Origin of the sequence: Kitasatospora sp. NPDC097605, assembly GCF_040302725.1 — a bacterium.
Taxonomy (GTDB): Bacteria; Actinomycetota; Actinomycetes; order Streptomycetales; family Streptomycetaceae; genus Kitasatospora.
Genome location: NZ_JBEOSF010000048.1, coordinates 1 through 25,025 on the forward strand (window position 1 = coordinate 1; position 25,025 = coordinate 25,025).

Annotated in this window: 28 protein-coding genes and 3 pseudogenes; 12 read left to right on the forward strand and 19 right to left on the reverse strand. The window is 73.7% G+C overall.

Annotated elements, in window-relative coordinates; translation table 11 throughout:
- Both ABTX81_RS34760 and ABTX81_RS34765 read left to right on the forward strand, forming a co-directional pair.
- Positions 1–720 (forward strand): annotated as a pseudogene (locus ABTX81_RS34760) (M4 family metallopeptidase); the annotation flags it as partial.
- Between the two features lie 12 nt (positions 721–732).
- Positions 733–858 (forward strand): annotated as a pseudogene (locus ABTX81_RS34765) (carbohydrate-binding protein); the annotation flags it as partial.
- A gap of 94 nt (positions 859–952) precedes the next feature.
- On the opposite strand, the gene ABTX81_RS34770 reads toward ABTX81_RS34765, so the two are convergent.
- Entirely contained in the window at positions 953–1,552 is a 600-nt protein-coding gene (locus ABTX81_RS34770) for an RICIN domain-containing protein (RefSeq protein ID WP_350554004.1), read from the reverse strand.
- Between the two features lie 113 nt (positions 1,553–1,665).
- Here ABTX81_RS34770 and ABTX81_RS34775 point away from each other — a divergent pair, with 113 nt between their 5' ends.
- Complete coding sequence (locus tag ABTX81_RS34775; RefSeq protein ID WP_350554006.1) at positions 1,666–2,589, forward strand: LysR family transcriptional regulator; 924 nt, start codon at positions 1,666–1,668, stop codon at positions 2,587–2,589.
- 79 nt (positions 2,590–2,668) lie between these two features.
- Positions 2,669–2,792, forward strand: a pseudogene (locus ABTX81_RS34780) (IS481 family transposase); the annotation flags it as partial.
- Between the two features lie 146 nt (positions 2,793–2,938).
- Here the strand turns inward: ABTX81_RS34780 and ABTX81_RS34785 are convergent.
- From ABTX81_RS34785 to ABTX81_RS34810, 6 genes are all read right to left on the reverse strand, one after another.
- Entirely contained in the window at positions 2,939–4,714 is a 1,776-nt protein-coding gene (locus ABTX81_RS34785) for an ABC transporter ATP-binding protein (protein ID WP_350554008.1), read from the reverse strand.
- A gap of 77 nt (positions 4,715–4,791) precedes the next feature.
- Complete coding sequence (locus ABTX81_RS34790) at positions 4,792–5,832, reverse strand: LLM class flavin-dependent oxidoreductase (RefSeq protein ID WP_350554010.1); 1,041 nt, start codon at positions 5,830–5,832, stop codon at positions 4,792–4,794.
- Between the two features lie 26 nt (positions 5,833–5,858).
- Positions 5,859–6,293: a lasso peptide biosynthesis B2 protein gene (locus tag ABTX81_RS34795; protein WP_350554012.1), complete on the reverse strand. Its 435-nt coding sequence runs from the start codon at positions 6,291–6,293 to the stop codon at positions 5,859–5,861.
- On the reverse strand, positions 6,290–6,547 hold the full coding sequence (locus tag ABTX81_RS34800; RefSeq protein ID WP_350554014.1) for a lasso peptide biosynthesis PqqD family chaperone: 258 nt from the start codon (positions 6,545–6,547) through the stop codon (positions 6,290–6,292). The genes ABTX81_RS34795 and ABTX81_RS34800 overlap by 4 nt, the downstream gene beginning before the upstream one ends.
- The gene (locus ABTX81_RS34805) at positions 6,544–8,142 is read right to left on the reverse strand and encodes an asparagine synthase-related protein (RefSeq protein ID WP_350554016.1); all 1,599 of its coding nucleotides are present in this window, start codon (positions 8,140–8,142) and stop codon (positions 6,544–6,546) included. The genes ABTX81_RS34800 and ABTX81_RS34805 overlap by 4 nt, the downstream gene beginning before the upstream one ends.
- Before the next feature lie 370 nt (positions 8,143–8,512).
- Entirely contained in the window at positions 8,513–8,638 is a 126-nt protein-coding gene (locus ABTX81_RS34810; protein WP_350554018.1) for a lasso RiPP family leader peptide-containing protein, read from the reverse strand.
- Between the two features lie 412 nt (positions 8,639–9,050).
- On the opposite strand from ABTX81_RS34810, the gene ABTX81_RS34815 reads away from it, so the two are divergent.
- Complete coding sequence (locus ABTX81_RS34815; protein ID WP_350554020.1) at positions 9,051–9,677, forward strand: hypothetical protein; 627 nt, start codon at positions 9,051–9,053, stop codon at positions 9,675–9,677.
- 87 nt (positions 9,678–9,764) lie between these two features.
- Here the strand turns inward: ABTX81_RS34815 and ABTX81_RS34820 are convergent, their stop codons facing one another.
- The 3 genes from ABTX81_RS34820 to ABTX81_RS34830 all read right to left on the reverse strand — a co-directional run bounded on the left by ABTX81_RS34820 (position 9,765) and on the right by ABTX81_RS34830 (position 12,115).
- Positions 9,765–10,412, reverse strand: a complete 648-nt coding sequence (locus tag ABTX81_RS34820; protein ID WP_350554022.1) for a LuxR C-terminal-related transcriptional regulator — start codon at positions 10,410–10,412, stop codon at positions 9,765–9,767.
- Positions 10,413–10,898: 486 nt separating this feature from the next.
- On the reverse strand, positions 10,899–11,141 hold the full coding sequence (locus ABTX81_RS34825; RefSeq protein WP_350554024.1) for a hypothetical protein: 243 nt from the start codon (positions 11,139–11,141) through the stop codon (positions 10,899–10,901).
- Positions 11,093–12,115: an MFS transporter gene (locus ABTX81_RS34830; RefSeq protein ID WP_350554026.1), complete on the reverse strand. Its 1,023-nt coding sequence runs from the start codon at positions 12,113–12,115 to the stop codon at positions 11,093–11,095. The genes ABTX81_RS34825 and ABTX81_RS34830 overlap by 49 nt, the downstream gene beginning before the upstream one ends.
- A gap of 211 nt (positions 12,116–12,326) precedes the next feature.
- On the opposite strand from ABTX81_RS34830, the gene ABTX81_RS34835 reads away from it, so the two are divergent.
- Entirely contained in the window at positions 12,327–12,701 is a 375-nt protein-coding gene (locus ABTX81_RS34835) for a hypothetical protein (protein WP_350554028.1), read from the forward strand.
- Between the two features lie 33 nt (positions 12,702–12,734).
- On the opposite strand, the gene ABTX81_RS34840 is transcribed toward ABTX81_RS34835, so the two are convergent.
- A complete protein-coding gene (locus ABTX81_RS34840) occupies positions 12,735–13,484 on the reverse strand; it encodes a DUF4232 domain-containing protein (RefSeq protein WP_350554030.1) in 750 nt (249 codons plus the stop codon).
- Positions 13,485–13,705: 221 nt separating this feature from the next.
- Positions 13,706–14,407: a 2-phosphosulfolactate phosphatase gene (locus tag ABTX81_RS34845; RefSeq protein WP_350554032.1), complete on the reverse strand. Its 702-nt coding sequence runs from the start codon at positions 14,405–14,407 to the stop codon at positions 13,706–13,708.
- Between the two features lie 244 nt (positions 14,408–14,651).
- On the opposite strand from ABTX81_RS34845, the gene ABTX81_RS34850 reads away from it, so the two are divergent.
- Complete coding sequence (locus ABTX81_RS34850; protein ID WP_350554034.1) at positions 14,652–14,855, forward strand: hypothetical protein; 204 nt, start codon at positions 14,652–14,654, stop codon at positions 14,853–14,855.
- 31 nt (positions 14,856–14,886) lie between these two features.
- The gene (locus tag ABTX81_RS34855) at positions 14,887–15,552 is read left to right on the forward strand and encodes a GOLPH3/VPS74 family protein (protein ID WP_350554036.1); all 666 of its coding nucleotides are present in this window, start codon (positions 14,887–14,889) and stop codon (positions 15,550–15,552) included.
- Between the two features lie 65 nt (positions 15,553–15,617).
- Here the strand turns inward: ABTX81_RS34855 and ABTX81_RS34860 are convergent, their stop codons facing one another.
- Entirely contained in the window at positions 15,618–15,965 is a 348-nt protein-coding gene (locus ABTX81_RS34860) for a hypothetical protein (protein WP_350554038.1), read from the reverse strand.
- A gap of 207 nt (positions 15,966–16,172) precedes the next feature.
- Here ABTX81_RS34860 and ABTX81_RS34865 point away from each other — a divergent pair, with 207 nt between their 5' ends.
- Together ABTX81_RS34865 and ABTX81_RS34870 are read left to right on the forward strand one after the other, a co-directional pair.
- Entirely contained in the window at positions 16,173–16,454 is a 282-nt protein-coding gene (locus ABTX81_RS34865) for a hypothetical protein (protein ID WP_350554040.1), read from the forward strand.
- 425 nt (positions 16,455–16,879) lie between these two features.
- Positions 16,880–17,929, forward strand: coding sequence for a methyltransferase (locus tag ABTX81_RS34870; RefSeq protein ID WP_350554042.1), 1,050 nt, complete (start codon positions 16,880–16,882; stop codon positions 17,927–17,929).
- A 16-nt stretch (positions 17,930–17,945) separates the two neighbouring features.
- Here the strand turns inward: ABTX81_RS34870 and ABTX81_RS34875 are convergent, their stop codons facing one another.
- On the reverse strand, positions 17,946–18,791 hold the full coding sequence (locus ABTX81_RS34875; protein ID WP_350554044.1) for an SAM-dependent methyltransferase: 846 nt from the start codon (positions 18,789–18,791) through the stop codon (positions 17,946–17,948).
- A gap of 53 nt (positions 18,792–18,844) precedes the next feature.
- Here ABTX81_RS34875 and ABTX81_RS34880 point away from each other — a divergent pair, with 53 nt between their 5' ends.
- A complete protein-coding gene (locus tag ABTX81_RS34880; RefSeq protein WP_350554046.1) occupies positions 18,845–19,258 on the forward strand; it encodes a MarR family winged helix-turn-helix transcriptional regulator in 414 nt (137 codons plus the stop codon).
- A 339-nt stretch (positions 19,259–19,597) separates the two neighbouring features.
- On the opposite strand, the gene ABTX81_RS34885 is transcribed toward ABTX81_RS34880, so the two are convergent.
- The 3 genes from ABTX81_RS34885 to ABTX81_RS34895 form a co-directional block, all read right to left on the reverse strand.
- Positions 19,598–20,038, reverse strand: coding sequence for a VOC family protein (locus ABTX81_RS34885; RefSeq protein ID WP_350554048.1), 441 nt, complete (start codon positions 20,036–20,038; stop codon positions 19,598–19,600).
- Between the two features lie 210 nt (positions 20,039–20,248).
- Positions 20,249–21,589 carry an ALF repeat-containing protein gene (locus ABTX81_RS34890; protein WP_350554050.1) on the reverse strand — a complete coding sequence of 447 codons (1,341 nt, stop codon included), beginning with the start codon at positions 21,587–21,589 and terminating at the stop codon, positions 20,249–20,251.
- 122 nt (positions 21,590–21,711) lie between these two features.
- The gene (locus tag ABTX81_RS34895) at positions 21,712–22,332 is read right to left on the reverse strand and encodes a hypothetical protein (RefSeq protein WP_350554052.1); all 621 of its coding nucleotides are present in this window, start codon (positions 22,330–22,332) and stop codon (positions 21,712–21,714) included.
- Positions 22,333–22,513: 181 nt separating this feature from the next.
- Between ABTX81_RS34895 and ABTX81_RS34900 the strand changes: the two genes are divergently transcribed.
- Positions 22,514–23,311: a nucleotidyltransferase domain-containing protein gene (locus ABTX81_RS34900; protein WP_350554054.1), complete on the forward strand. Its 798-nt coding sequence runs from the start codon at positions 22,514–22,516 to the stop codon at positions 23,309–23,311.
- Positions 23,312–23,330: 19 nt separating this feature from the next.
- On the opposite strand, the gene ABTX81_RS34905 is transcribed toward ABTX81_RS34900, so the two are convergent.
- Together ABTX81_RS34905 and ABTX81_RS34910 are read right to left on the reverse strand one after the other, a co-directional pair.
- On the reverse strand, positions 23,331–23,747 hold the full coding sequence (locus ABTX81_RS34905) for a hypothetical protein (RefSeq protein WP_350554056.1): 417 nt from the start codon (positions 23,745–23,747) through the stop codon (positions 23,331–23,333).
- 128 nt (positions 23,748–23,875) lie between these two features.
- Positions 23,876–24,871: a polysaccharide deacetylase family protein gene (locus tag ABTX81_RS34910; RefSeq protein WP_350554058.1), complete on the reverse strand. Its 996-nt coding sequence runs from the start codon at positions 24,869–24,871 to the stop codon at positions 23,876–23,878.
- Positions 24,872–25,025: the final 154 nt, after the last annotated feature.

Below are 25,025 nucleotides of genomic sequence, written 5' to 3' on the forward strand. Positions count from 1 at the left end.
ATCCGCAACATGTACAACCCCTCACAGGTCGGCAACAACCCCAACTGCTACTCCGCCTCCATCCCGAGCACCGAGGTCCACGCGGCCGCCGGCCCGCTCAACCACTGGTTCTACCTGCTCGCCGAGGGCTCCAACCCCGGCGGCGGCAAGCCCACCAGCCCCACCTGCAACAACTCCTCCGTAACCGGCGTCGGCATCAAGGACGCCGGCCGGATCTTCTACGGCGGCATGCTGCTCAAGACCAGCGGCATGACCTACAAGCGCTACCGCACCACCACCCTCACCGCCGCCAAGAACCTCGACCCCAGCTGCAACCTCTTCAACCGCACCAAGGCCGCCTGGGACGCCGTCAGCGTCCCCGCCCAGACCGCCGACCCGACCTGCACCAACAACGGCGGCGACGACTTCTCGCTGTCGCTGAGCCCGTCGTCCGGCTCGGTCAAGCCCGGCAACTCGACCACGGCGACCGTCAACACCTCGGTCGTCTCCGGCACCGCGCAGACCGTCGCCCTGACCGCCTCGGGCCTCCCGTCCGGCGTCACCGCGTCGTTCAGCCCGTCCTCGGTCCAGGCCGGCGGCTCCGCGACGCTGACCCTGTCGGCCTCCTCGACCGCCGCGGCCGGCACCTACCCGGTCACGATCACCGGTACCGCCGGAGCCACCGTCCACACCGGCCAGTTCAACCTGACGGTCGGCGACGGCACGCCCAACCCGGGCGGCACCTGGGCGGCCGGCACCACCTACAAGGCCGGCGACGTCGTGACCTACAACGGGGTCAGCTACCGCTGCATCCAGGGCCACACCGCCTACGTCGGCTGGGAGCCGCCGAACGTCCCGGCGCTCTGGCAGGCCGTGTGACCGGAAGGCTCTGACGTCCGGTGAAACCGCCGCGCCGCGGTCCGTCGAGGGGACGGACCGCGGCGCGGCTCGGCTCTTTCGGGGCCTGGGCGGATCAGTTGTACCACCACTCCTGGTTACCCTGGCCGTAGCCGCAGTCCCACAGCTGGACCACGTTTCCGCGGCCCCAGTCGTAGATGTCCAGGCACTGGCCGGACGGGCCGGGGAAGCCGGGCGGGACGCCGGGGAAGGCGCGGTTGACGAAGCGCCAGCGGCCGGCGCTCGCCGGCACGGTCCAGGCCTGCGAGGCGCTGTTGTCGCACGGGAGCTGGACGACCTGCTGCCCGCGGCCCCGGTAGCCGTCGACGCACTTGCCGCTGGCGTTGCTCTGGATCTGGTAGCCGCCGCTGGTGGCGTTGAACGAGATGTTCCAGGACTGGTTGACGCCGCCGTGACAGCCCCACATCTGGACCCACGGCCCGTTGCCCCAGTCCCAGACGTCCAGACACCTGCCGCTCGCCTCGGGGGCGTTGCTGGTGAGCGTGTAGGTCCGGGGCGGGTAGTCGGCGGCCACCCCGGCCGCCCCGGCCTGTGCCACGGGTGCCGCGGGCTGTCCGGCCGCGGGCTGCCCGACCGCGACCGAGGGCCCCGCGCACAGCGCCAGCGCCGCCGCCGTGGCGGCGAGGACCGGAGCAACTCGTCTGGAACCGTTCATCTTTGCTGCCCTTTCGTCTCATTGGTTCAGACCAGTGACGCTAGGGCCGCGACGGCACCCCGGCACAGTCGAGTACCGGCCGTTTCGATCACGGCCGGGCGTAGGCTGTCGTGATGGAACCACCGACGCCCGCCCCGCTCCTTCCCGAGCTGCCGCCGCAGGAGCTGGAGTGCTTCTCCGTCCTCGTCCACCAGTTGCACTTCGGACGGACGGCGCAGCGCCTGGGCGTCTCGCAGGGGCGGGTCTCCCAGCTGATCAAGCGCCTGGAGAACCGGGTCGGCGCCCCGGTGTTCCGGCGGACCAGCCGCCACGTCGAGTTGACCGAGCTCGGACGCGATCTGGCCGAGCAGGTGGTGCCCGCCTTCGAGCGGCTCAGGGAGGGCTACGACGCCGCCCGGGCGCGGGCGGCGACGGCCATGCCGCTGCGGCTGGGCTTCCAGTGCGCGGTGTACGAGCCGGTCGCCCGGGTGATCGCCGGCCTGCCGGAGGGCGCCACGCGGCTGGTCGAACTGCCCTGGGCGGACCCGTTCTCGCGGCTCGCCCGGGGTGAGGTGGACCTGGCCATCGTGCTGGCCTCGTGCCGGGAGCCGGGGCTGGAGGTGCTGATGACCTTCTCCCGGCAGCCGGTGTACGTGGCGCTCGCCGCCGCGCGGCGCCCGGCCGGCGCAGGCCAGGCGGAGGCGGTGGGCGCCGAGGAACTGGCCGCGCTGCCGCTGATCGAACCGCGCGGCCCGGCTCCCGCGTACTGGCGGGAGGCGAACGCGCCCCGGCGGACCCCGAGCGGGCGCGCCCTCTCCTACCCGGCGGGGGCGCTCACCCTCCAGGAGGGCCTGTCGATGGTGGCTGGCACCCGCCGGGGACTGCTGCTGTGCGAGCGCAGCACGACATACGTCCAGCGCCCGGACCTCCGCTTCCTGCCGGTACCCGGGCTGGAGCCGACCGACCTGGTGGTGGTCCAGCGCGAGGGGCGGCCGCACCGGCTGACGGCCGAGTTCGTCACCCTGCTCGCGGCCGGGAGGGTCGGCCAGGTGTACTGACCACGGAGGTTGGTGACGGGGTTCACGGCGCGGTGATCTTGCAATGAGTGAGGGCCCGCTGGTTCGGTGTGGATTGCGACAGCGGATCATCGAGGTCCGCGTGCTCCGCCGTCGGGGAGCGGCCCGCATCGCGTACCTGCTGCGGCTCAACCCCGCCACCGTTCACCGCGTCCTGGCCCGCTACCGGATCGCGCGCCTGGCCTACAGCGAGATCCAGCCCGACGACCGCAAGGACGGCTCCTGCTACCGGTCCCGGCCGTGGCGTGACGTCGTAGACCGGGTGCACGGGCAGTCGATGGCGAGACTACGCCCCGCCGCACCGTCGTGGTGGCACTCGGATACGGAGGGCTCATGCCCGGGACGGCTCGGCCTTCGTGAACCCGTCCGACGGGGGGACCAGCAGCTGTGTGGCCGCGAGTTCCCGGTACAGGACATCCTGGGCAAGAAGTTCCTCGTGGGTGCCGGTTGCGCGCACCCGGCCGGAATCCATGACCACGATGCGGTCGGCCATGGCGACGGTGGACAATCGGTGGGCGATGACCAGCACGGTCGTCTCGTGGGCGATCTCGACCACCACGTCGCGCAGGGCGAGTTCGTTGGTGGCATCGAGTTGGGAGGTGGCCTCGTCGAGGAGCAGCAGCCGCGGCTTGCGCAGCAGGGCGCGGGCGATCGCCACGCGCTGGCGCTCGCCTCCGGACAGCCGTGTTCCCCGGTGGCCCACCCGCGTGTCGAGCCCTGCGGGCAGTCCCTGCACGAACGCGTCCAGGCGGGTGCGGACCAGCACGTCGCGCAGGTCCTCCTCGGTGGCCTCGGGCGCAGCGAGGAGGAGGTTCTCCCGCAGGGTGCCAGACAGGGCGGGAGCGTCCTGTTCGATGTACCCGATGGACGCCCGCAGTTCGGCCAGGGGAAGGGTGAGGATGTCCCGACCGTCGAGGAGCACTCGCCCGGATGTCGGCTCGTAGAATCGTTCGAGCAGCGCGAAGACCGTCGACTTGCCCGTGCCTGAGGGTCCGACGAGCGCGGTCATTCCGCCCAGGGCCTCGAAGTCCACGCCGCAGTGGACGTCAGGAAGCTCCGGGCAGTAACGGAAGACCACCCTCTCGAAGACGACGGTGGCCGGGCGTCCGGCCGGTGAACGACGCGCCGTCCGCGCCGGGCACGGCGGGGCGTCGTCGATCTCCAGCAGCTCGATCTCCTTCAACCGCGCCACGGCCGCGGCGCCGATGTGGAACTGCATGGCGGCCTGGATGAGCTGGGAGACCGGTTCCATCAGGGAGAAGAGGAAGAGGAGGAAGGCGACGAGGGTCGAGACGTCGATGGCCCCGGAAGCCACGCGCGCACCTCCGACCCCGAGGACGGACAGGAAGGACAACTGGACCGACAGTCCGGCCGATGTCCCCATGACGGCCTGCCATTTGGCGGCCTGGACGCCCCGATGCCAGGCGTCCTCGGCCGCTCGACGGACTCTGGCTGTCTCACGTTCCTCGGCGCCGGACGCCTTCACGGTGCGGATGGCCCCCAGGGTGCGTTCCAGGTGGGCACCCATGGCGCCCACCGCTGCCTGGGCACGGGCCGTGGCGTGGGAGATGCGGGGCAGGACCCCGCTGATCACCGCACCGACGACCACGACGACAGCCAGCGTCGTCCACAGGAGCACGGGGTCGAGCGTGGCCATCATGACCACGACACCGACGAGGGTGAGGGCACCGGTGACCGCGGTGACGGCCGACTGCGTGGTGAACTGCCGCAGCAGCGTGGTGTCCGAGGTGACCCGCGCCAGCACGTCCCCGAGTTCCATGCGTTCCAGCTCCCGCACCTTGAGACGGAGCAACCGGGTGGCCAGTCCGACGCGGGCGTCCAACACCACGGACTCGGCGGCATGCGCGAGGACGAACTGGCTCAGCGCCTTCAGCGCCGCACCGAGCAGGGCGAGCCCCGACAGGAGGCCCAACGCTCCGACGATCGCCTCACGCCGCCCCAGATCCTCGATCAGCGCCCTAGCCGCGAGCGGCTGTCCGAGGGCCGCGCCGGCTCCCGCGAGACCCAGGAGCCCGCCGAGCACGATCTGCCACCGGTACGGACCGGCGTGCTCGACCAGCGCTCTACCGGACTGCCGGAGTGACATCGGAGGCGGCGGAGACGCGATGCGCTCCCCGCCCTCCTCAACCCCCGCCACTGGCCCACGCATACCCCACCACCCTCTCAGACGCGGGCCCCGGCCCGCGCCGCACCGACCCTCTGCCGAACCGCAGGGAAGACCTCCCGCGCGAGGCGCTCCAGATTGCGCATCGCGTCGTCCGTGTCACGCGCCGCCTCGACCTGGCACATGACCCGCGTACAGCCCGAGGCGACGACGTGGTGTGTCATCCGCTCCACACAGAGATCGACGGACCCTACGGGCTGCGTGCTGAGGAGCCTGTCGGCCAGTGTCGCGATGGTGCCGGCGGTCACCGGCGGAGGGAGAAGGCGAGCAGGGTCGGTCGTCCGTCCCGGCTGGTTGTTCAGGGCGAGGATGAACCGTGCTCTGTCACGCATCAGGGCCCTGGTGCGCTCCTTCGACCCGCTCACCTGGGCGAAGACGGCGAAGGCGTGCCCGGGGCCGGTCTCCTGCCGACCGGCCTCCCTCGCCGTGCGGTCGTACCAGTCGACCATCTCCGCCTTGGCCTCGGCGCTCTTGTCGAAGAACAGCATGAGGGGTAGTCCTCGGCGCGCCGCCATCTCGATGGACGCCGGGGAGCCGGCCGCCACGTACACGGGCGGCCCGGGAAGGGTCCGCACGGAGGGCGAGAGGCGAAGGCCCGGGCCGGTTCGACCCGGTGCCGTGGGCACCTCGCCCGCGAGGGCGGCGAGCAGACGATCCACCGGTTCGGCCAATCCCGCCCGCCACGCCTGCGGATCGGCCCCCATCGCCTCGTACTCGGCTCCGGGCACACCGCGGCCTACACCGAGGACGAACCGGCCCGCGGAGAGTTGGTCCAGCAGAGCGGTCTGTTCGGCCACATGCACGGGTGAGTACAGGGGAAGCACCGTCACCGCCGTGCCCACCCGGATCGTGCGGGTCCTGCCCAGCAGGAAGGCCGCCATGGTGAGCGGCGCGGGATTCACCACGGAGTCGAGGAAGTGGTGCTCGGTGACCCAGACGTCGTCCAGTGCCAGGGACTCCGCGTGCTGTGCGATGTCGACGGCGCGGGTGAGGACGTCGTAGTCCGTCTGGCCCGGGTGCCGGTCCGTGGTGAGCAGCACGCCGAACTTCAGGGGCGCCCGTTCCATCACGTGTCCCTCCGACGGCTCTCGGGGGCCGGAACGCGGATGAGCGTCCGGAACAGTCGGATGTCCTCGCCCTCACCGACCGGCCGGCGGTTCACCTCGACCCATGCGTGCGCGCGGAAGGGTTCGGTCCGCACTCCGGTGCACCAGTCCGGCCAGGTCCCGGTCAGCCGGCACAGCAGGACGGTGGCAACTGCACGCTGCAGACACCCCTGGCCGGCGCAGGCCCGGCTGACGGACACCACGGCCTGGCGGCTTCGCAGCGCCTCCGCCTCGGTGGCGGGACGTGCGCCACGGGCCAGGGCGCGCAACCAGCGGCGCAGCCGTCCCGGGGACAGCCTGGCCAGGAACCAAGCCGCGGTCACGGCCGCCCTGGCGGCCACCGCCGAGCGCAGGGGGATGCGTTGCCGCCGCTCCGGCACGACGGAGAAGGTCATGTCATCACCAACCGTGCCTGGGCGAGTCGTTCGAGGAGCGCACGGACGTCCGCAGCTATCCGTGCCGCGTCCTGTGGGAAGCACGTCGTCAGTTCGGCCACGACGCCCTCCATGTCCTTTCCCTCCCGCAGCAGTCGGACGATGGCCGCACCGGTGCCGTTGAGCATCCAGTACCGGCCGGTGGTCTCCTGCAGCAGGACCATGCCGTCGTCGGTCTCGGTCGAGGACACATCGGGAGCGAGGGAGAAAGTCATCGGGTTCCTTCCGGGCCCTGCCGGAGCATGCGGGCCGACTCGAGCGAGCGCAGCCATGACTCGCAGGCAAGGGTGAAGACCATCGGGATGAACGTCCGGGACGCCGGGTGGGGCGCCAGAATCACGGCTCGGACGGCGGCCTCGTCCACGAGGCCCAGGCGTGCCAGGCGCATGCCGTCGGCCAGTTCGAGGAGTTCACGCCGGTGCCGCCGGACCCCCGCGTACACCTCGGCGCTGAACTCGCCCTTGGTCGTGCGGTCCAGGATCGGGTCGGGGACGGATCCGCGCAGGGCGGCGGCGAGTACCGGTTTGGTGTGCCGGGGACTGGAGCGGTCCAGCAGACGTACCGAGAGCGCCGCCTCCACCACCCGATCGTCGAGGTACGGGGCGTGGTAGGTCACCCCGGCCCGCGAGGTGAGCCGGTCCGTGAGACGCACACCGACACCGCACTGCCGGACGGCTTGGAGGATCTCGTGCTGCGCCGCGCACGGGGAATGCGGCGCGGCTTCCCGCTCGACGGCGTCGTACAGCAGGGCCCGAGCCGAGTCGGCCGCATCCGGGGTCACCCAGGCCGGGAGTTTGGGGTGGTGGCCCCATCCGCTCAGGGGCTGGCGAGGGCCCTGAACGGGCTGAGCCAGGGAGGCGGCGGCCTCGGAGAGCCAGCGGTGGTAGGTGGGAGCGCGCAGCATGTTGCGGACCATCGTGCCCAGGGGCCAGCGGTACATGCTGCGGGCTGCCAGAACGTGCTCCAGGGAATGAAGCGGGCTGGTGCGCACGAGGGAGTGGTAGAAGGAGGGCGCGGGGTTGAAGAGTTCGTCCCCTCCGTGACCGGTCAGGTGGGTCCGTACACCCCGTGCCGAAAGGTGCCGGGACACCTGGGCAGTCATGGCCTTCGCCCGGGTCCAGGCGTAGGGTGCCTCGGGATCGTCGTCGAGGGCAAGTTGGTCGGCGAACGAGTAGGGCACCTCGGAACGGGGCAGGACGACGGCCTCGTGGGCCATCGGCAGCGCCTTGGCTGCGCGCCGTGCCCACACCGCGTCGTCGTTCGCGGGGTCCTCGGCCTCCCGCCGCACCGTCACGAGCCGGTGACACCGATCCTCATGGGCCGACAGGAAGGCGAGGCTCGTCGAGTCGATCCCACCCGACAGGTCACAGGCGATCGTTGTGCTGGTCCGGACCCGGGCGGCCACGGCGTCCCGCAGTGCGGTCCGTACCCGACGGGCGCCCTGGGAGATCGGTGTCCCGGGTGCGGGCGGGACCCACCACCGGACAGTGCGGTGGCCGCCGTCGGGCAGGAGCAGGATGTACTGCCCGGGTCCAGGGCACTCGACCTCACGCCACACCGTGCGCTCGCTCAACGGCCAGGGCGGCTGCACCATGAGGTGACACAACAGGGACCGCTCGTCGATCTCCCTGCCGGTCAGTTCCGCCAAGGTGTCCGGCCGGTCGGCCGCCAGGGTGATGCCGTCGACCGTGGCGTAGAACACCTCGCGGACGCCGGAGAGGGAGCCCTGCGCACGGACCAGACCGGCGATGGACGCGACCGCGTGGTAGCTGCCCGGTACCGATCCGAGCAGCGGGTCGAGGTCTGCCACGTCCCGCACGCGGTCGAGGCGCCGGCCGAGGTCCGCGGCCTCCGCCGTCGTACAGCCGAGCAGGGCGAGACGGCGGCCTCCGTGGGACACCGTCAGGATCTCCTCGTCCTTAAAGGAGCCCACGATCCACGGGCGGCCCGAGGCATGGGCGAGGACCCGCTGGCCGGGGTCGCCTCGCAGGATCGGGTCGGCGAGAGCAGTACTCAGCGGGTGGTCGGGAAGTACCAGGAACCGCACCGGGCCTCCACTGGGTCGTCCGCGCACTGGTGGGGGACGTCACGGAAGTGCCGGGTGGTCGTTCCACCACCCGGCACCACTGGCACCCGCGGCGGTCACCGACGGCGACCGGCGGCAGGCTTCACACGGGGTGTCAGCAGTTGAGGAACCAGCACTGGTTGAGGTCGTCCCAGCCCCAGGTTCCCCGGCTGAGCGTGAGCTCCGTGAAGTCGCCGACCTCCACCAGCACGGCCGGCTCGTAGATCCGCTCGTCGTTCATGTTCCTGCACCTTCTCTCGTGTCGGTTGCGAGTGGTGCCTCCCGGTGCACCGCACTTCCGGGGACGGCGTGTTCACGCTAGATGTCCCGGAGTCCCGGGCGCCTGAGCGATCCATCCCGACAAGTCCCGCACCCGTCCTGGGACATGGACAGCCATGCGCGGAAGCCATCAGCATGAGGAACGGTTCCCACAGGTGGCTTCGGTGCACGACGACGTAGGCGGGAAAGGTTGATGCCCTGTGCAGTCCAGCTGCGACGGTCGGTACAGCAGGAGGCGTCTGCTGCGCGGTGGCCTCGGGCTCATCGGTGCCGCCGGACTCGGCGTGTACGCCGGGAGCGGGTACGCCCGGGCCGCGAGCGCCGGCCCCGACGAGCCGGGACTCCCCCCGGTCCCCGGGATGCTCGGAGATCGCGTGGCCAACGAGTTCTGGTACGAGTTCGACGAGGCGACGTACTTTCAGCAGACCCCGCAACTGAAGGAGGCGTACGCGGCACTGGCCGAGCACGTGGGCGGGAACCCGCTGACCGGCGTGCGCGACCTCTGGGTGGAGACCGCTGCCGGGTCCGGGTACCCGGAGAGCTTCGCGGCGTCACTGCGCCCGGTCTGGGCAGCGCTGGAGGTGGTGTCGCGAACGCAGGTGGACGCGTTCCACCGGTTCTACGCCGGCGACCCCGGGGGAACCCTCGCAACGATGTCCTACTTCGCCCAGGGCGTGCTGTTCGACCCGCGCAGGGCTCCGGTGCAATCGGAAGTGCACACCATGGACGGCGACCCGCCCCTCGCCTATCACACCTGGCACGCCTACCAGTACGCGAGCGTACTGTTGGGCATCGACCGCCGCTTCTGGGCCGCGATGATTCCCGTCAACGGCTTCGCCTGGGCGCTGCAGTCGATCGCGAAGCCCCACACCCGGACGGTGAATCCCCCGCAGCCGGCGACCATGGTCCGACGGGTGGCCACGGCCTGGCTGCCCCTGGGGGTACGTCAGGTCGACGCATCTCTGCTGGCGTACCACCACGCGGCGCGCCGTTCCTCCTGATCGCCTTGCTCCGTGCCCCTCCCGGCGGGCCGACCCGGCGGGCGGGCACGAGAACGACGGAACGTCCGGGCGACGCCGTGATTCGACTCAGGCTCCCATTCCCGCTTTTCTCGCCCGGTCGGCCGCCATCGCCCGGTCACGCACCTGGAGCTTGGCGAGAATGTGGGTCACATGGTTGCGGACGGTTTTTTCGGCAACGTAGAGCGCCCGAGCGATCGCCCGGTTTCCGTGCCCTCTGGCGAGAAGGTCGAGGACTTCCGCCTCCCGAGTGGTCAGCTGAGGAAAGGCGGAAGCTCCGGGACAGTGGTGAACGGTCGAGAATAGAGTTCTCATGCGTGCCGCAAGGGGAGGGCCGAAGGCTGCTCCCCCGCCCGCCACAAGGCGGATAGCGGGCATCAATTCCTCCCAGGGCTCGGTCTTCGCCATGAGTCCGTGTGCGCCGGCACTCATCGCACGGACCACAGCCTCGTCCGACTCCTCCGCCGAGACGACAAGGACGCGACTGGGGCGGCACGGTGAAGCTTTGTCGATCTCCTGGATGAATTCCGTTTCCGAGATCTCCGAGGGCGACAGGTCCACCAGGATCACATCAGGAGTCGGGCCGGTTCCCCTCCGGATCTGACGCAACGCCTCCTCCCCCGTCGCCGCCTCCCCGACCAACTCCATGTCGTGCGCTTCCTCCAGCCCGATCCGCACCCCGGCCCGAAACAAAGGGTGTTCATCCACCAGAAACACCCCGATACTCGACGCGCGCTCGGCGGCAGGTGGCATCCGTGTGCGCGGTGGCATTCCGCCACTCGGTAAGCTGCGAGTGCCCGAGAGCTGCCAGCCGTATGTACGATCCGTTGGTCCGCTCATTACCTGATGATAAGTCACTGTTTCATGCGTCGAGCCATTGTTTTCGGACAGAGGACGACGCTTGCGGGGGGTGTGGTTGGGGCACGCGGTGGTTTGTGTGCCCCGGCTGCTATGGCAGGTATGGGGCGACGGTCGACAAACTGGTCCGAGGTGAGGACGGTGATGCCGAGCGTTTCGGCTTTCGTCCGCTTCGAGCCCGCCTTCTCCAGGCCGCCAGCAGGGTGGTCCGCGAGGAGGCCTTGCCGCCGGCGCGCCCGACGAGTTCGGGTGTCCAGCTCTTCGGTCGTCACAACCCGATGCCGGACACCCTTCCTGCATACCGAAGCAGAACCGGCAAGCCCAGCCCACTTCGGAACCACTCGGCTAGGGCCGCGTCCTGTGGATCGTGCCGGGCGGCGGGGACAGCAGGGTGAGCAGGAGGCCGGCGGCGGCCAGGAGCGCCGCGGTGAGCAGGACGGCGTGGTTGCCGGCCCGGTCGACCACCAGGCCGCCGGCGAGGGAGCCGGGGGCGATGCCCGCGTTGAAGACGCCCGCCCAGACGGCGGCCGAGGCCTCGGTCAGGGCCAGGGCGGCCGTGCGTACCCAGGCCTGGGTGGCGACCGACACCCCGCCGTACGAGACGCCCCAGACGGCCAGCACCAGGAGCACCGTGACCACGCCGCCGGTGGCGTGCGGGAGCAGCACGGCGGCCAGGGCGACCCCGGCGAGGGCCGCGGTGACGGCGGCCTTCGGGTGGCGCCCGGAGAGCGGGCCGAGGGTGAAGTTCCCGGCGACCCCCGCCCCCCGTAGACCAGCAGGCAGCCGGCGATCACGCCGCTGCTGAGGCCGGCGTCGGCTTCGAGGACGGGCCGGACGTAGGTGAAGCCGGCGAAGTGGCCGAGCACGACGAGGGCGGTGACGGCGATTCCCACGGCCACGCCGCGGTGGCGCAGGGCGGTGGCCGGCCCGCCCGGCCGGTCGCCCGCGGGCGCCGGCGGTGCGGGCAGCGCGGGCAGGACGGTGGCGAGGACCGCGGCGCAGACGGCGCCGAGGGCGGCGAGCGTCCAGAAGGCGAAGCGCCAGTCGAGCAGCGCGGCCAGGTACGTCCCCAGCGGGACGCCGAGCACGGAGGCGATGGAGACGCCGGAGAAGACCAGCGTCATGGCGAGGGCGATCCGCGGGCCGTCGGCGAGGCGCGGGCCGAGGCCGGTGACCAGGCCCCAGACCACGCCCATCGCCGCGCCGAGCAGGATCCGGGCGACGGCGAGCACGGTGAAGTCCGGGGCCAGGGCGGAGAGGGCGTTCGCCAGGGCGAGCAGCACCATGAATGCCACCAGGACGGCCCGGCGGTCACGCCGGCCGACGAGCCTCGGGGTGAGGGGGGCGAGAGCGGCGGCGATCAGGCCGGTGATGGTGAGGGAGAGTCCGGTGACCCCGTCGCTGACCCCGAGGCCGTGCGACATCTCGGTGAGCAGCCCGACCGGCATCATCTCGGAGGACACCACGGTGAAGGTGGCGGGCGCGACGGCGAGGACCGGCGCCCAGCGCGGCGCGGTGGCGGGCGGGGCGGGCGGTGGTGCGAGGGTTTCCGGGTTCGTCATGCGGTCAGCCCATCAGCCGGCGGAAGGGCCGAACAAGATCGATCACCTCATCGATCGATGAGCCCGGCTCATCGATCGATCCTGCGGAGGCCTCGGGGCCGCGGGCACGCGTCGGGGCCTGTCGCGTGTCGCCCGCCGCCGGGCGCCGGGTACCGTGACGTGCGGCATCGTCAGGTGCCCGGCGGGTGATCGACGGAGAGGCGGAGAGCGGATGACCCTGGAGGAAGGCCGTCGCGTCAGGCTGGCCGAGGACCTCGCGATCGGCGGGGCTCTCGCCGGGGAGCCCGGGGCGGTCGTCGGATTCCTCTCGCTGGGAGCCGGGATCGAGGGCACCGTCGAACGGGTGAACGGCGAGCTCCCCGACAGCCAGGAGGTCCGCGAGTACCAGCGGCTCAAGGCGCTCCTCGACGACTACGGGCACACCATGCCGGAGGCGAGTCGCGAGCGGCTGGCGGCGGAGATCGCCGAGCTGGAGCCGCACTGGGCCGCCCACCGGGGGCGGGGCCGGCGGGTGACCGTACGGGTCCGCTGGGACAACGGCTTCGTCCTCGACGAGGCGCACCAGGACGTCCTCGCCCTGCTGTGACGGAGCCGTCGCCGCCCCCGGCTCAGGCCGGGCTCAGGGCTGCTGGTCCGCGGTGGACGCGGAGGCGGCCGCGTCCGCGACGGTGGCCCGGTACAGGCCCAGCCTCGGCTTGACGACCTTCGCGCCGGCGCCGAGCGGGAAGTTGCGGGTCTCCGCGGCGGGCATGTGGTCGCCGTCGGCCAGCACGTTGAGCTCGTCGATGCCGGGCGCGGTGCCGGTGCTCGCGCCGCCCGGGTTGAGGTCGATCACCGCGTAGGCCGCCTTGCCGGCGCCGAGCGGGTAGGCCGGAGCGCCGCCCAGCCCGCCGGGGACCAGCGGCTTGACGTCCTTGGCGCGGTCGGCGGAGTGCGAGTCGCCCAGGCCGACCAGCGGGTGGTAGCTCAGGCCGCAGGCGTGCGGGCCCTGGTTGCGCACCTCGATCACCCGCTGGCTCGGCGCCTCGGGGCGGGCGGTCACCCGGACCGTCAGGTCCTTGCTCTCGCACGGGTGGGTGTAGGCGTAGGCGTCGCCGTCGGCTCCGCCCGAGGTGCCCGCCGCGGTCGGCTTGGCGGAGGCCGGGGCCGGTGCGGCCGGCGGGGCGGTGGTCTGGGGAGCCGCCGGTGCCGCCGGTGCCGCTGGGGCGGCCGGGGCGCCGGTGTCGGGGGCGGCGGGCTTCGGGTCGGAGGCCGAGGTCTGCTTGGCCGGCTGCGGCCCGTCGGACAACCCGTCCGGCCCGCAGGCGGTCAGGGCGAGGGCGGCACCGGCGAGCACGGCCGGGACGAAGAGGGCACGGCGAATGGACATGGCGGATCCCTGGAGGAGCGAAAGGACGTGAGGGGCCGGCGGTCGGCGCCGCAGCCGGCGCCCCGCCGAGCAGCACTCTGGCCCGCCGCCCGTCCCACCCGCCAGCCCTTCCCGCCGATCCGGCACGCTGGAACGATTTCACCCCCTCTGACCTGCGGATTCGTGAGCGCCTGGAACGGCCGGGCGGAACGTTCCGGGGCAGGAGTCGGACGTCGTCGCGGTCAGGCCGGGGCCGCACCGGCCGGCGAAGGCGCGGTGTAGCGGCGGAGGACCATGAGCGAGTCCTCCGGGGCCGCGACCATGGCGAAGGGGAACCGGTCGAGCTCCAGGCAGAGGGCGACGTCGTCGGGATGGACTCCCTGCCGCACGCCCTCCGCCAGCTCGGCGGCGGCGCGGGACTCGCGGGCGCGGCGGAGGAAATCGGCCGGGTCCGTCTCGGCCCCGCCGGCCCTCCGGGCGATGTACTGGGCGCACGCCAGGTCCTCCTCGGCGCGCCCGTCCTCGCCGGTGACCACGAAGGTGACGCTGTCGCAGCCGCCCGTCCGCAGGAGCCGGGCCGTGGCCTCCGCCACCACGAAGCCCGCGCAGAGCACCAGCGACGCGTCCTTCACCGCGAGGGCGCCGACCGTCCCCGCCGTGGTCTTCTGGACGACGGTCCGCCCTCCGAGGTCGACGGACCGCAGCAGGCCCGGCGAGTTGACGGCGTCGAACCCGGGCGCGGGCGGACCGTCCTTGAGCGCCACCCAGTCCGGGTGGCGGCCCTTGAGCGCCAGGGCCTCGTCCAGCGATGCGGCGAGAACGATCTTCTCCGCTCCCCGGGCGAAGGCCCACGCGGCCACCGTGCAGGCCCGCATCACATCGACGACGACCGCCACGGAGGGGACTTCGGCCAAGGAGGCGATGCTGAGGAATCGAGTGTCCATCCGGTCATGTTCACCCGCACCCGGCCCGAGGCGGCCGGACAGTGACACGCCTCACGTCCGGCTGTTCAAGTCCCACCGGACCGACCGGCGACGATCAGCCACGCGGCGCGGGGGAAGAGGGGGCCTGGTCCTGGAGGACCTGGCCGGGGCAGCGGGCCGGGTGCTCGGCGGTCGGGGGCTTTTCCGGTCGCCCGGACGGCGCAGTACGCTGGACGACCGGCGAATTTCCGGACGGGAGGCGAACGTGACGACGACTCGGCCCAACCGTGAACTGCAGACCATGGGTGACCTGTTCGCACCGCCGGGCGACCCGGGGCCGCCCGAGGTCCGGGCCCGGGCGCGGCGGGCGGTGGCGGCGCGGGCGCGGGACGCCGAGGACTGCCGGCTGCTGCTGGACGCCCTGGGCCTGCTCGAACGCGCGACGCCCGCCGAGGGCTCCGGGCCGTAGCGGGCGCCCCGCGCGCCGTATCGTCGGTGGCATGAGCCGAGGACTGCAGCTGGCCGTCTACCTGCTGGCGTTCGACACCCGGGCGCAGTGCCTGCAGGACCGCACCCGGGCCGGGTTCCTGGTGCGCGCCGCCGCGCTGGCCGAGCTCGCCCACCGGGACGCGCTCGCCGAGGACGGGCAGGGCCGGGTGCGGGTGCTCGACCCGGAGACCACCGGGGACGGGGTGCTGGACGCGCTGCTCGCCGAGGTGGGCGGGGCGCCGCGCACCTGGAAGGCGTGGATCAGGCGCGGCCGCGAGGACACCCTGGAGGCCGTCGAGGAACGGCTGGCGGCACTCGGCGTGGTGACGATGCCGGACCGCGATCCCTACGGGGCGGTGGTGCCGCGACGAGCGGTGGCGGTCCGCGACCCGCGCGAGGCGCTGGACCTGCAGCGGCGGGTGGCGGAGCTGGTGCGCGGCGACGCCCCGCTCGCCGGGGCGCCGTTCGCCGATGTGGTGCTCGCGGTCCTGGCCGCCCACGGGCATCTGCGGCTGGTGCTCTCCCGGCACGACCGCCGGGCGCGGGCCGAGCGGATCACCGCGCTCACCGGCCACCTCGCCGAACGGCTGGCCGGCCAGGCCCCGGGCCTGGTGCGGGCGGTGTCCGGGCTCAACCTGACCATGGTCGCCGCCCAGGGCGGGATGGGCGGCGGCTGAGCGCGTCCGCCGGGGGCGCTCCCGCCGGGGCGCACGGGTGCGCCCCGGCCGCAGCGTCCGGTGGGTCAGCGCTGGCAGAACAGGGTCGCCCGCGCGGAGAACCAGCCGCCGCCGGTCGACCTGAGGTCGACGGCGAGGACGTAGCACTGGCTGCGCTGCCAGCCGGCCCCCTGCGCGTAGAGGTAGGCCAGGTTGACCGCGCCGGTGCTGGCCGTCTCCGTCGAGCCGCCGGCGCTGCTGGCGGTGAACTGCGCCGTCTCCTTCACCTCGACGCCCCCGCCCGAGCGGACGCCGGCGACGCCGCCGGCACCGGCCGGGGCGGCCTGGGCGGAGGTGGCGGCTCCGAGGAGGCCGGCCGTAGCGGCGAGGGCCGCGGCGGCGACGCGCAGGCGGAGCGTGGTCGTACGGGTCATGGGAACTCCTCGATCGCGGGTTTCGAGCGTGGGGCCGGGTTCGACCGGCGGATTCAGCATCGGCGCGCGCGACCCGCCGCGGCAAAGCCCTTCGAGCACCCTCGAATCCGGGCGGCTCCTCGGCAAGCGGCGTCACACCCGACCGGCCTGTCCGGTCGTACCGGATGACCGGCGCCCACCGGAACCCCGGGCGAAAGGCCGACCACCGTGCCCAGCGACGCGCCCCCGGACCGCCGGCAGGTCTGGCTGCCCGCCGAGTTCACCCACCTCGCCGGCCTGCCGGACTCCCTGCGCTACGCCCACTGGGACGGGCGCTCGCCGTTCCCCTCGGACCCGGGCGTCGCGGAGTTCTGCGTCCCGCCGCTGGTCCAGGACGTCGGCGTCATCGGCCGGCCGCTGGAGCGGATGACGGGCTGCGGGCCGTCCAGGCGCTCAGCTCGGGAACCGACGGGCTGGGGGCGCGGCCGCGCCGGCTGCCGGGGCCGGTAACCCTGTGCAACGCCCGGGGCGTACACGCCCGCAGCACCGCCGAACTGGCGCTGACGCTCGTCCTCGCCTCGCTGCGACGGATACCCGCGTCCTGCCCGCGCCCAGCGCGCCGGGGCCTGGCGGCCGGAGGTGACGCCGGCGCGGCGGCGGCGGTGGCCGCGGCCGCGCGCTCCGTCCCCGTGGGCCGGACGGGTCGGGCGGCGGAGGTGGCCGCGCTGGTGGCGTACCCGGTGGGCGAGGACGGCGGGTACGTCACCGGCGCCACCTTCGACATCAACGGCGGCGCGCACATGCGCTGAGCGCGCTCCCGCGCGCCCCGCCCGCGCCTCACCAAGGGGCGGGATCACGGCCCGCCGGGCTTCGGGGCGCTGTCCGCTGGGCAGCCTCCCCGGCGGACGTACGGTCGCGAGGAGGAGGAGGACGGGATGAGCCAGGACGACAGCGTGGGGACCGGGGCCGGCGGCGGGGAGGACGGTCTGCGGCGGTCCGCCGCCTTCCTGATCGACGAGGCCCTCGGCTTCCTCTTCCCCGCCGCGCTGCGGGCCGCCGCCGACGTCGGGGTGGCCGACCACCTGGCGAACGGCCCCGCCGCGCCCGCCGACCTCGCCGCCGCGACCGGTACCGACGCCCGCAACCTGCACCGGGTGCTGCGGCTGCTCGCCACCCGGGGCGTGGTGACGGAGGACGAGCAGGGCCGGTTCGCGCTGACCGGGGCCGGACAGGCACTGCGCGGCGACGTCCCGTTCTCCGTGCGGACCGCCGTCCAGATGCTCACCGACCGCACCATGTGGCGGCCGGCCGGGGAGCTGACGCACTGTCTGACCGAGGGCACCACCGCGTTCGAGAACATCTTCGGCATGCCGTTCTTCGACCACTTCGCCAAGGACGAACGGACCGCCGCCGTCTTCCACGTCGGCATGGCGGCGATGTCCGACCAGGAGAACGCGCCGATCGCGGCCGCCTACGACTTCCCCGAGGACGGCACGGTGGTGGACATCGGCGGCGGCCACGGCGGCCTGCTGCTGGAGGTGCTGCTGCGCAACCCCGGTCTGCGGGGCGTGCTCTACGACCGCTCCCACGTCCTCGCCGGGAACCGCCTGGCCGCGCACCCCGGGATCACGGGCCGCTGGACGCCGCAGGAGGGCGACTTCTTCGCCGCCGTCCCGGCCGGCGACATCCACCTGCTCAAGCGGATCACCCATGACTGGGACGACGAGGACTGCGTGACCCTGCTCGGCCACTGCCGCCGCGCGCTGCACCCGGGCGGCCGGGTCCTGGTCGTGGACGCCGTGGTCCCGCCGGGTGACACGCCGCACCAGTCCAAGGCCCTGGACCTGATGATGATGGGCTCCCTCACCGGCCGCGAGCGCACCGAGGCCGACTTCGCCGAACTCTTCGCCCGGGCCGGTCTGCGGCTGTCCCGGGTGGTCCCCACGCCGACCGTCCTCTCGGTGGTCGAGGCGGTCGCGGAGTAGGCCCCCTCTTTTCCGCTCAGTCCGCCGGCCGCCGGACCGCTTCGATGAAGGCGGCCGTGGAGGGGCCGGGCAGCGGGCGGGCGTGGCGGCGCGCGAGCCGGTCCAGGGTGGTGAGTTCGGTGGCCCAGCCGTGGCCGTCCAGCCAGTCCCGGGTGCCGGGGCCGAGGCCGCCGCGCCACAGGTCGGTGACATGGGCGAGCGACGGGTCGTGCGGGGTGGCGGTGACGTCCCGGCCCTGTTCCAGCAGCAGCCGGCTGCCGGGGGCGGCCAGGGCGGCGACGGCCGTCAGCAGGGCGGCCGCCTCCTCGGGCGCCAGGTAGACCAGCAGCCCCTCGGCCAGCCAGGCCGAGGGGCGCGCCGGGTCGAAGCCGGCGTCGACCAGGCGGGCGGGCCAGTGCGGCTCCAGCAGGTCGGCGGGCAGCACGGTGCGCCGGGCCCTCGGCACGGCGCCCAGGGCGTCGAGCACCTGCTCCTTGAAGGCGAGCACCGGGCCCAGGTCGAGTTCGAACACCCGGGTGCCGGCCGGCCAGTCCAGCCGGTGGGCGCGGGTGTCGAGGCCCGCCGCGAGCAGCACCACCTGGTCGGCGCCGGCGGCGAGCAGGCGGTCGTCGTAGAAGCGGGTGCGCAGGACGCCGTGCGCGACCAGCGCCTTGGCGAGGCCGCTGCGCGGACCGGCGGCGGGCAGCGGCAGCTCGGCGGCGGTGGCGAACGCGGCGGCGTACGGGTCGTCGAAGAGCGGGTCGGGGCGGGAGCTCTCGTAGGCCCGGACCAGGGCGACGGACAGGGCGGTGCGGGACACCGGGCGCAACGATTCGGAGGTCGGGGCGGACGGCGAGTCGGAGGTCGAGCCGGAGGTCGTCATGGCCGGCAATCTACATCGCTGCCGATGCATCTGTGAAGATGTATTCTGTCGCCATGGACGGCGTGCAACTCCTCAGGCTGGGCAAGCGGTTGACCGAACTCGGCCGCGAGATGATCATCGACCCGGCCTCCGAGCACCTCACCCCCGGCGAGATCGCCGTGGTCGCCGACGTGTACCGCCATCCGCAGACCTCGGTCCGGGACATCCAGGTCCGGACCGGGTTCGCGCAGAGCCATGTCTCGGTGTCCGTCGCCCGGCTGCGCGAGCGCGGTCTGCTGGACGCCGCCGCCGACCCGCGCGACGGGCGGCGCACCCTGCTGACGGTCTCCGAGGTCGCCCGGCGCGCCATCCGCGAGCACGTCGCCCGGCCCGCCGAGCCACTGATCGCGAAGGCGGTGCCGGACCCGGAGCGGGCCCGCCGCGTCACCGAGCTGCTCGACGAACTCGCCGGCCTCCTGCTGCCCTGACGCCCCGCGCGGTGGACGCGGGGCGCCGGGCCGAACAGCCGGTGTCAGCAGGCCTTCCAGGAGGAGGTCCGGTCGTGGAAGCCGCTCACCCCCAGGTCTCCGAGCTGCTGCCCGGCGTCCAGCCGGATGTACTGGCCCGGGAAGCCGTTGTGCTCCCGGAAGCACGGCCGGGAGCCGCTCGCGTTGATGCGCCGCCGCCGCGGTCGCGAACACGGCCGGGCTCCTGGTGAAACGGGCGTGCGCGGGTCCTCCTGCGGTCACGGGCCGGGGCGATCCGCTCCGACGTTCACCGGACGACCGGACAGCGCCCTCGGGTGTGACATCCCGCCGGACGGGCCGTCAGCCGAGCTCCTCCGCCAGTCCGACGATGATGCCCTCGGGGCCGCGGACGTAGCAGAGCCGGTAGACGTCCTCGAACCGCACGATCTCGCCGACGAGTTCGGCGCCGTGGGCGAGCAGGCGGACGACCACGTCGTCGATGTCGTCGACGGCGAACATGACGCGCCGGATGCCCAGCGTGTGGGGCGGCGCCGGCCTCGGCTCGGGCCTGACCGGCTCCGGCGAGTGGAACATCGCCAGCTCGATCCGGCCGTGGCCGTCCGGGGTGCGCAGCATGGCGACCTCCTGCCGGACGCCCTCCAGCCCGATGATGCGCTCCACCCAGCGCCCTTCGACCGGTGACCGGCCCTCCAGGTCCAGGCCGAGTTCGGTGAAGAAGGCGACGGCGGCGTCCAGGTCCTCGACAACGATGAGGACGTTGTCCATCCGGCGGATCGTCATGGCGGGGCCTCCTCGGTGTGGTCGGCCGCGGTGGCCGGCCCTCGACATCCTCCGCCGTTTCGTCCGGGAGCGCCGTCGCACGGGGTGGTGCGCGCACACGCGTCACCCGGCTGCCGTGGGCGGCGGCCGGGTGACGCGTGTGCGGGCGGGTCGATCCTCGGTGGGTCGATCCTCGGTGGGTCGCCCCTCTGTGGGTCAGTCCTCGGTGGGTCAGTCCTCGGTCGGGCGACGGCGGCGGGAGACCGCCACGAGCGCGGCACCGGCGGCGACGGCCGCGGCGGCGCCGCCGGCCTCCCAGCCGAGGCCCTCGGAGCCCGTGGCGGCGAGCTGGCCGGGACGGGCCGCGGTGTCGGCGGCGGTGTGGGTGGTGCCGGTGCCGCCGCCGGTCGTGGTGCGGGCCGCGGCCTGGACCACCGGGGCCTGGGCGGCCGGGACGGCCGGGGTGGTCGCGGCGGCCTGCGGCGCCGGGGTGGCCGACGGCTGCTCGGCCGGCCGGGCGGTGGGCCGGGTGGTCGGCAGCGTGGCGGGCTGCGCGGCGGCCTCGTCCTCGGCGCGGGCCTCGGACCAGCCGTGCTCCAGGAAGGCCAGCACGGCCTGGTCGGTGCCTTCCAGGGCGGCGAGCGCGGCCTTCCGGACGGCCGGTCCGCCGCTCTCGGCGATCTGCGACACCTTCACCCGCTTGTCGCTCATCCGCACCGACGCCAGCTCGGACTCCAGGAAGCGGCGCAGCCCGGCCGCGTCGCCCTCGAGCGCCTGCTGGGCGGCCCTGCGGGTGTGCGGGCCGGTCTGCGGGTCGGCGACGATGACCTCGATCTCGGCGCGGTCGTCCTCGGCGCGGGCCGCGTACTGGCCCTCCTTGAGGAACTTCACGACGTCCGCGTAGGTGCCGGAGAGCGCGGCGGACGCGGCCCTCTTCACGGCCGGGCCGCCCTGGGAGAGGATCCGGGTGACCGCGACGCGGTCGTCGTCGGCCTGCTGCTTGGGGAGCTCCACCTCCAGGAAGTGCCGCAGCGCGGCGGGGGTGCCGACGGCCAGGGCCGCCTGGCCGGTCTCCCGCACGCCCCGGCCGGTCTGCGGGTCGGCGAGGATGCGCTCGATCTCGGCGCGGTCGTCCTCGGCGCGGGCCGCGTACTGGCCCTCCTTGAGGAAGGCGACGAGGTCGGCGTAGGAGCCGCGCAGCGCCTTCTGCGCGGCCGCCTTCACGGCCGGACCGCCGACGGCCAGGATCTGGGCGGCCTTGACGCGGTCGTCGGTCCGCCGGGCGTCCTGGAGACCGACCTCCAGGAAGTGCCGCAGGTCGGCGGCCGTTCCGGCGGCGAGCGCCCGCTCGGCGGCCTCCCGCACGGAGACGCCGCTCTCCTTGTCCGCCAGGATCCGCTGGATCTCGGCGCGGTCGAGGTCCTCCTGGGTCGTGCCGCCCTCGGAGCCGGTGTCGGGGCCGGAGACTCCGACGGGCTGCGGGGCGTCGGCGGCCACGGCCGACGACGGGAAGAGGACGGCGGGGGCGAGGACCGCGGCCGCGACGACGGCGGACACCCGGGGAAGCTTCATCCGGCAGGACCTGCTCTGTGCGGAGAGTATGTGAACGCACGAAGCATAGAGCGTCCTGACTGATCAGCACACCATCTATTTTTCAATGGCCCGAGGTCCGCCGAAGGCGGGCTGTCGCGGGGTCAGGCGGCCTTGAGGAGGTACATCGTGGCCTTGTCGCTCGGGCTGGTGCCGTAGCTGCAGTCGTGGCTCTGGGTGGTGCTGGAGGAGCTCCAGCCCCTTGGCACCGAGCACGCCCACAGGCCGACGACCGGGGTGCGCAGCCGGTAGGCGGGGTTGGTGCTGCCCGGGGCGAGGCTGCACTGGGAGATGTTGGTGACGCGGTCGTAGGTGAAGCCGCTCGCCGTGACGCACGAGGTGACCAGGTCCCCCGGCACCCGCAGCCGGTAGGAGTCCGACGAACTTCCCGGCGCCATGCTGCAGTTGGTGGTCATCGTGGTGGCGTCGTAGACGAAGCCGGACGCCCGGACGCAGGAGACCAGACCGTCGACCGGGGTGCGCAGGTGGTAGCGGGGCGTGGTGCCGCAGGCCGAGGAGGCGGTGATCTGGTCGTAGACGTAGCCGGCCGGCACGGAACAGGACCAGGTGTTGTCCAGGCCGGTGACGGAGGCGGAGGCCTGCGGGGCGCCGGCGAGCACCGGCACCAGGGCGGCGGCCGCCGCCAGCACGGCACCTGCGGCGGCGCGGGCGGCGCGGGCAGCGCGGGCGGAACGGACACGGGCGGTGAAGCGGGAAACGGTCATCGCGTGACTCCTCCGGGTCGGCGGCGCACCATGGCGCCCGGAGGTTCTTCTACCAGCCGCGCCGCGGGCCGCGGGGACTCCTCCGGCCCGACCGGTGTGCTCCGTCCACCGCTCGTCCAGTCGGCGCCTACGCCGGGCCCGTCGCGGCCCGCCCGCCCGGTGCGGCGGGCAGACTGGAGCCGTGAGCCGAGGTGACGAGGAGCGGCCGCCGGTGCCCGCCGAGCTGCGCGGGTACCTGGCGGAGGTGGTCCGCCGGGTGCGGGCGGTCTGCGGGGCGCGGACGGTGAGCGTGGTGGCGGTCGGGTCGGTGGCGCTCGGGGACTACCGGCACGGCCGCAGCGACGTGGACGTGACGGTGGTCGTCGAACCGGGCCTGCCGGCGGCGGCGCTGCGGCGGCTGGCCGAGGAGCTCGCCCACCGGCGGCTGCCGTGTCCGGCCGCCGGGCTGGAACTGGTGGTGTACGGCGCGGACTTCGCCGGGCGGCCCTCGGGCGCCGCGGGGTACCTGCTGAACCTCAACACCGGGCCGCTGCTGACCGAGCGGGCGGACCTCGACACCGCCGGGACGGCGGCGTTCTGGTTCGTCGTCGACCGCTCGATCGCCCACCGGTCCGGGATCACCCTGTGGGGCGCGCCGGCGCGGCGGGTGATCGCGGAGCCCGCGCCCGCCGACCTGTTCGCCGCGCTGCGCGCCGGTGTGCGCGAACACGCCGACGGGCCCGGTCATCTGGCGGACAACCGGGTGCTCAACGGCTGCCGGGCGGTGGTCTTCTGCCGCACGGGCCGGTGGGTGGCCAAGCGGGCGGCCGCGCGGGAGACCGCCGCCGCCGAGCCCGGGTTCCGGCCGCTGCTGGAGGCCGCGGTGCGCGGTTTCGAGCGGCCGCGGTCGGCGGCGGCGCCGCTGCCGGCGGCCGAGGTGCGGGCGTTCCTGGCCTGGGCGGGCGAGCGGGTCGAGGAGGCGGCCGCCGCCGGAGGGTGACCCGGCGGCGGCCGACCGCTCAGAGCTGGCGCGTACAGCCGTTGCGGGTACAGAACTCCTGGGCCAGCAAAGCGCCGGCCTCGTCGTTCATCCAGATGTAGACCCGCTGGACGCCGCCCGCCACCGCGATCCGCAGCGACGCGCCGAGGGGCTGGTTCGCCTCCCCGGCGTACGCCCAGTCGCTGCAGACGACGCCGGTCTGCGCGCCGCCGTTGACACCCTGGACGCAGACCTGGCGGGCGCCGCTGGCCGCGTGGACGGCGCCGGACACGGTGGCGGTGTACCCGTCGGTGAAGTGGATCGTTCCCGAGGTCGTGCTGTTGCCGTAGGCCATGCCGAAGGACATGTTCACGTCGTTCACGGTGGCCTGCGCCGGTGCGGCGAATCCGACGACCGCGAACGCGGCCGCGGCCATCGCCATCAGGGGCTTGCGCATGACTCTTCCTCTCCTCGAACGAGCACGGGGCGAACAGGGGGTTTCGGCACGACATCCTCCCGGGTGCGGATGAACGCCCCATGACGTGTCCATGGGGAAGGCTCGGAGAACCCGTGCCCGCGGGCCGGTCAGCCGGCGGCGAGCAGCTCGTCGAGGCTCACCAGGCGGTAGCCGCGGGCACGCAGGCCGGTGATGACGGCGGGCAGCGCGGCGACGGTCTGGGAGCGGTCGTCGCCGCCGTCGTGCATGAGGATCACCGAGCCGGGGCGGACCTGGCCCAGGACGCGCTCGGCGATGACCTCCGGGCCGGGGCGCGACCAGTCCTTGGCGTCGACGTCCCAGAGCACCGTGATGAGGCCCGACTCGTCGACGGCGCGCAGGAGTTCCGGGCTGCGGCCGCCGTACGGGGGACGCAGCCAGCGGACCGGGCGGTCGTCACCGCAGGCCTCGGCGATGGCGTCGCGGGTGTGACCGAGCTGCCGGGCGAGTCCGGCCGGCCCGAGGTCCGGCAGGTAGGCGTGGGACCAGGAGTGGTTGCCGAGGGTCTGGCCCGCGTCGGCGATCCGGCGCACCACGTCGGGGTGGGCCAGCGCCTGCAGTCCGATGCAGAAGAACGCCGCCGGGGCGTCGTGGCGGCGCAGCACCTCCAGCACCCGCGGGGTGAACTCCGGGTCCGGACCGTCGTCGAAGGTCAGCGCCACCAGCGGCGCGGTGCCGGTGCCGCCCGTCACCAGCCGGCCGCCGAGCGCGAGCCGGCGCTCCACCGGAGCACTGGCCCGGTCCGCCGCCGCGATCTCCTCCTCGCGGCCGCTCATCGTCCACCCCGCCGGGGGCAGGGCGGTCAGGCTCCCGGGACGGGAGCGGCCGAGCTCGGCGAGCACCTCCGCCGGGGCTCCGCCGTCCACCGGGACCGGCGGGTCCGCGCGGAGCACCGGGATCCCGGCGGCCCCGAGGGGCGCGTCCAGGAGGCCGTTGGCGCTGTCGACGACCGCGGTCAGGCCGCCGGGCGTCCGGGCCGCCAGGTCGGCCAGCCGCGCCACCGGCCGTTCCACGCCGCAGCGTTCGAGCACCTCGACCGCACCGCCCGGCAGGGCGATCCGGTAGCCCTCACGTGTCACACCCACACCCGCGAACCGCACCGTGCTGCCCCTCTCCTGGACGACTCCGCTGGAAGCTTCCAGGATGATCGGAACGAACGGAATGGCCTGGACGCCAAGATCTTCGCGAGCGACGGGGATTGATCCCCCGCCAGGTCGCGGCGCCGCCGGTCGGGGGCGT

Excerpts from the sequence above, each read along its gene's own strand:
- ABTX81_RS34770 (WP_350554004.1), bottom strand. The coding sequence starts at position 1,552 with ATGAACGGTTCCAGACGAGTTGCTCCGGTCCTCGCCGCCACGGCGGCG.
- ABTX81_RS34775 (WP_350554006.1), top strand. The coding sequence starts at position 1,666 with ATGGAACCACCGACGCCCGCCCCGCTCCTTCCCGAGCTGCCGCCGCAG.
- ABTX81_RS34785 (WP_350554008.1), bottom strand. The coding sequence starts at position 4,714 with ATGTCACTCCGGCAGTCCGGTAGAGCGCTGGTCGAGCACGCCGGTCCG.
- ABTX81_RS34795 (WP_350554012.1), bottom strand. The coding sequence starts at position 6,293 with ATGACCTTCTCCGTCGTGCCGGAGCGGCGGCAACGCATCCCCCTGCGC.
- ABTX81_RS34800 (WP_350554014.1), bottom strand. The coding sequence starts at position 6,547 with ATGACTTTCTCCCTCGCTCCCGATGTGTCCTCGACCGAGACCGACGAC.
- ABTX81_RS34810 (WP_350554018.1), bottom strand. The coding sequence starts at position 8,638 with ATGAACGACGAGCGGATCTACGAGCCGGCCGTGCTGGTGGAGGTCGGC.
- ABTX81_RS34830 (WP_350554026.1), bottom strand. The coding sequence starts at position 12,115 with ATGACGAACCCGGAAACCCTCGCACCACCGCCCGCCCCGCCCGCCACC.
- ABTX81_RS34835 (WP_350554028.1), top strand. The coding sequence starts at position 12,327 with ATGACCCTGGAGGAAGGCCGTCGCGTCAGGCTGGCCGAGGACCTCGCG.
- ABTX81_RS34840 (WP_350554030.1), bottom strand. The coding sequence starts at position 13,484 with ATGTCCATTCGCCGTGCCCTCTTCGTCCCGGCCGTGCTCGCCGGTGCC.
- ABTX81_RS34845 (WP_350554032.1), bottom strand. The coding sequence starts at position 14,407 with ATGGACACTCGATTCCTCAGCATCGCCTCCTTGGCCGAAGTCCCCTCC.
- ABTX81_RS34855 (WP_350554036.1), top strand. The coding sequence starts at position 14,887 with ATGAGCCGAGGACTGCAGCTGGCCGTCTACCTGCTGGCGTTCGACACC.
- ABTX81_RS34860 (WP_350554038.1), bottom strand. The coding sequence starts at position 15,965 with ATGACCCGTACGACCACGCTCCGCCTGCGCGTCGCCGCCGCGGCCCTC.
- ABTX81_RS34870 (WP_350554042.1), top strand. The coding sequence starts at position 16,880 with ATGAGCCAGGACGACAGCGTGGGGACCGGGGCCGGCGGCGGGGAGGAC.
- ABTX81_RS34875 (WP_350554044.1), bottom strand. The coding sequence starts at position 18,791 with ATGACGACCTCCGGCTCGACCTCCGACTCGCCGTCCGCCCCGACCTCC.
- ABTX81_RS34880 (WP_350554046.1), top strand. The coding sequence starts at position 18,845 with ATGGACGGCGTGCAACTCCTCAGGCTGGGCAAGCGGTTGACCGAACTC.
- ABTX81_RS34885 (WP_350554048.1), bottom strand. The coding sequence starts at position 20,038 with ATGACGATCCGCCGGATGGACAACGTCCTCATCGTTGTCGAGGACCTG.
- ABTX81_RS34890 (WP_350554050.1), bottom strand. The coding sequence starts at position 21,589 with ATGAAGCTTCCCCGGGTGTCCGCCGTCGTCGCGGCCGCGGTCCTCGCC.
- ABTX81_RS34895 (WP_350554052.1), bottom strand. The coding sequence starts at position 22,332 with ATGACCGTTTCCCGCTTCACCGCCCGTGTCCGTTCCGCCCGCGCTGCC.
- ABTX81_RS34905 (WP_350554056.1), bottom strand. The coding sequence starts at position 23,747 with ATGCGCAAGCCCCTGATGGCGATGGCCGCGGCCGCGTTCGCGGTCGTC.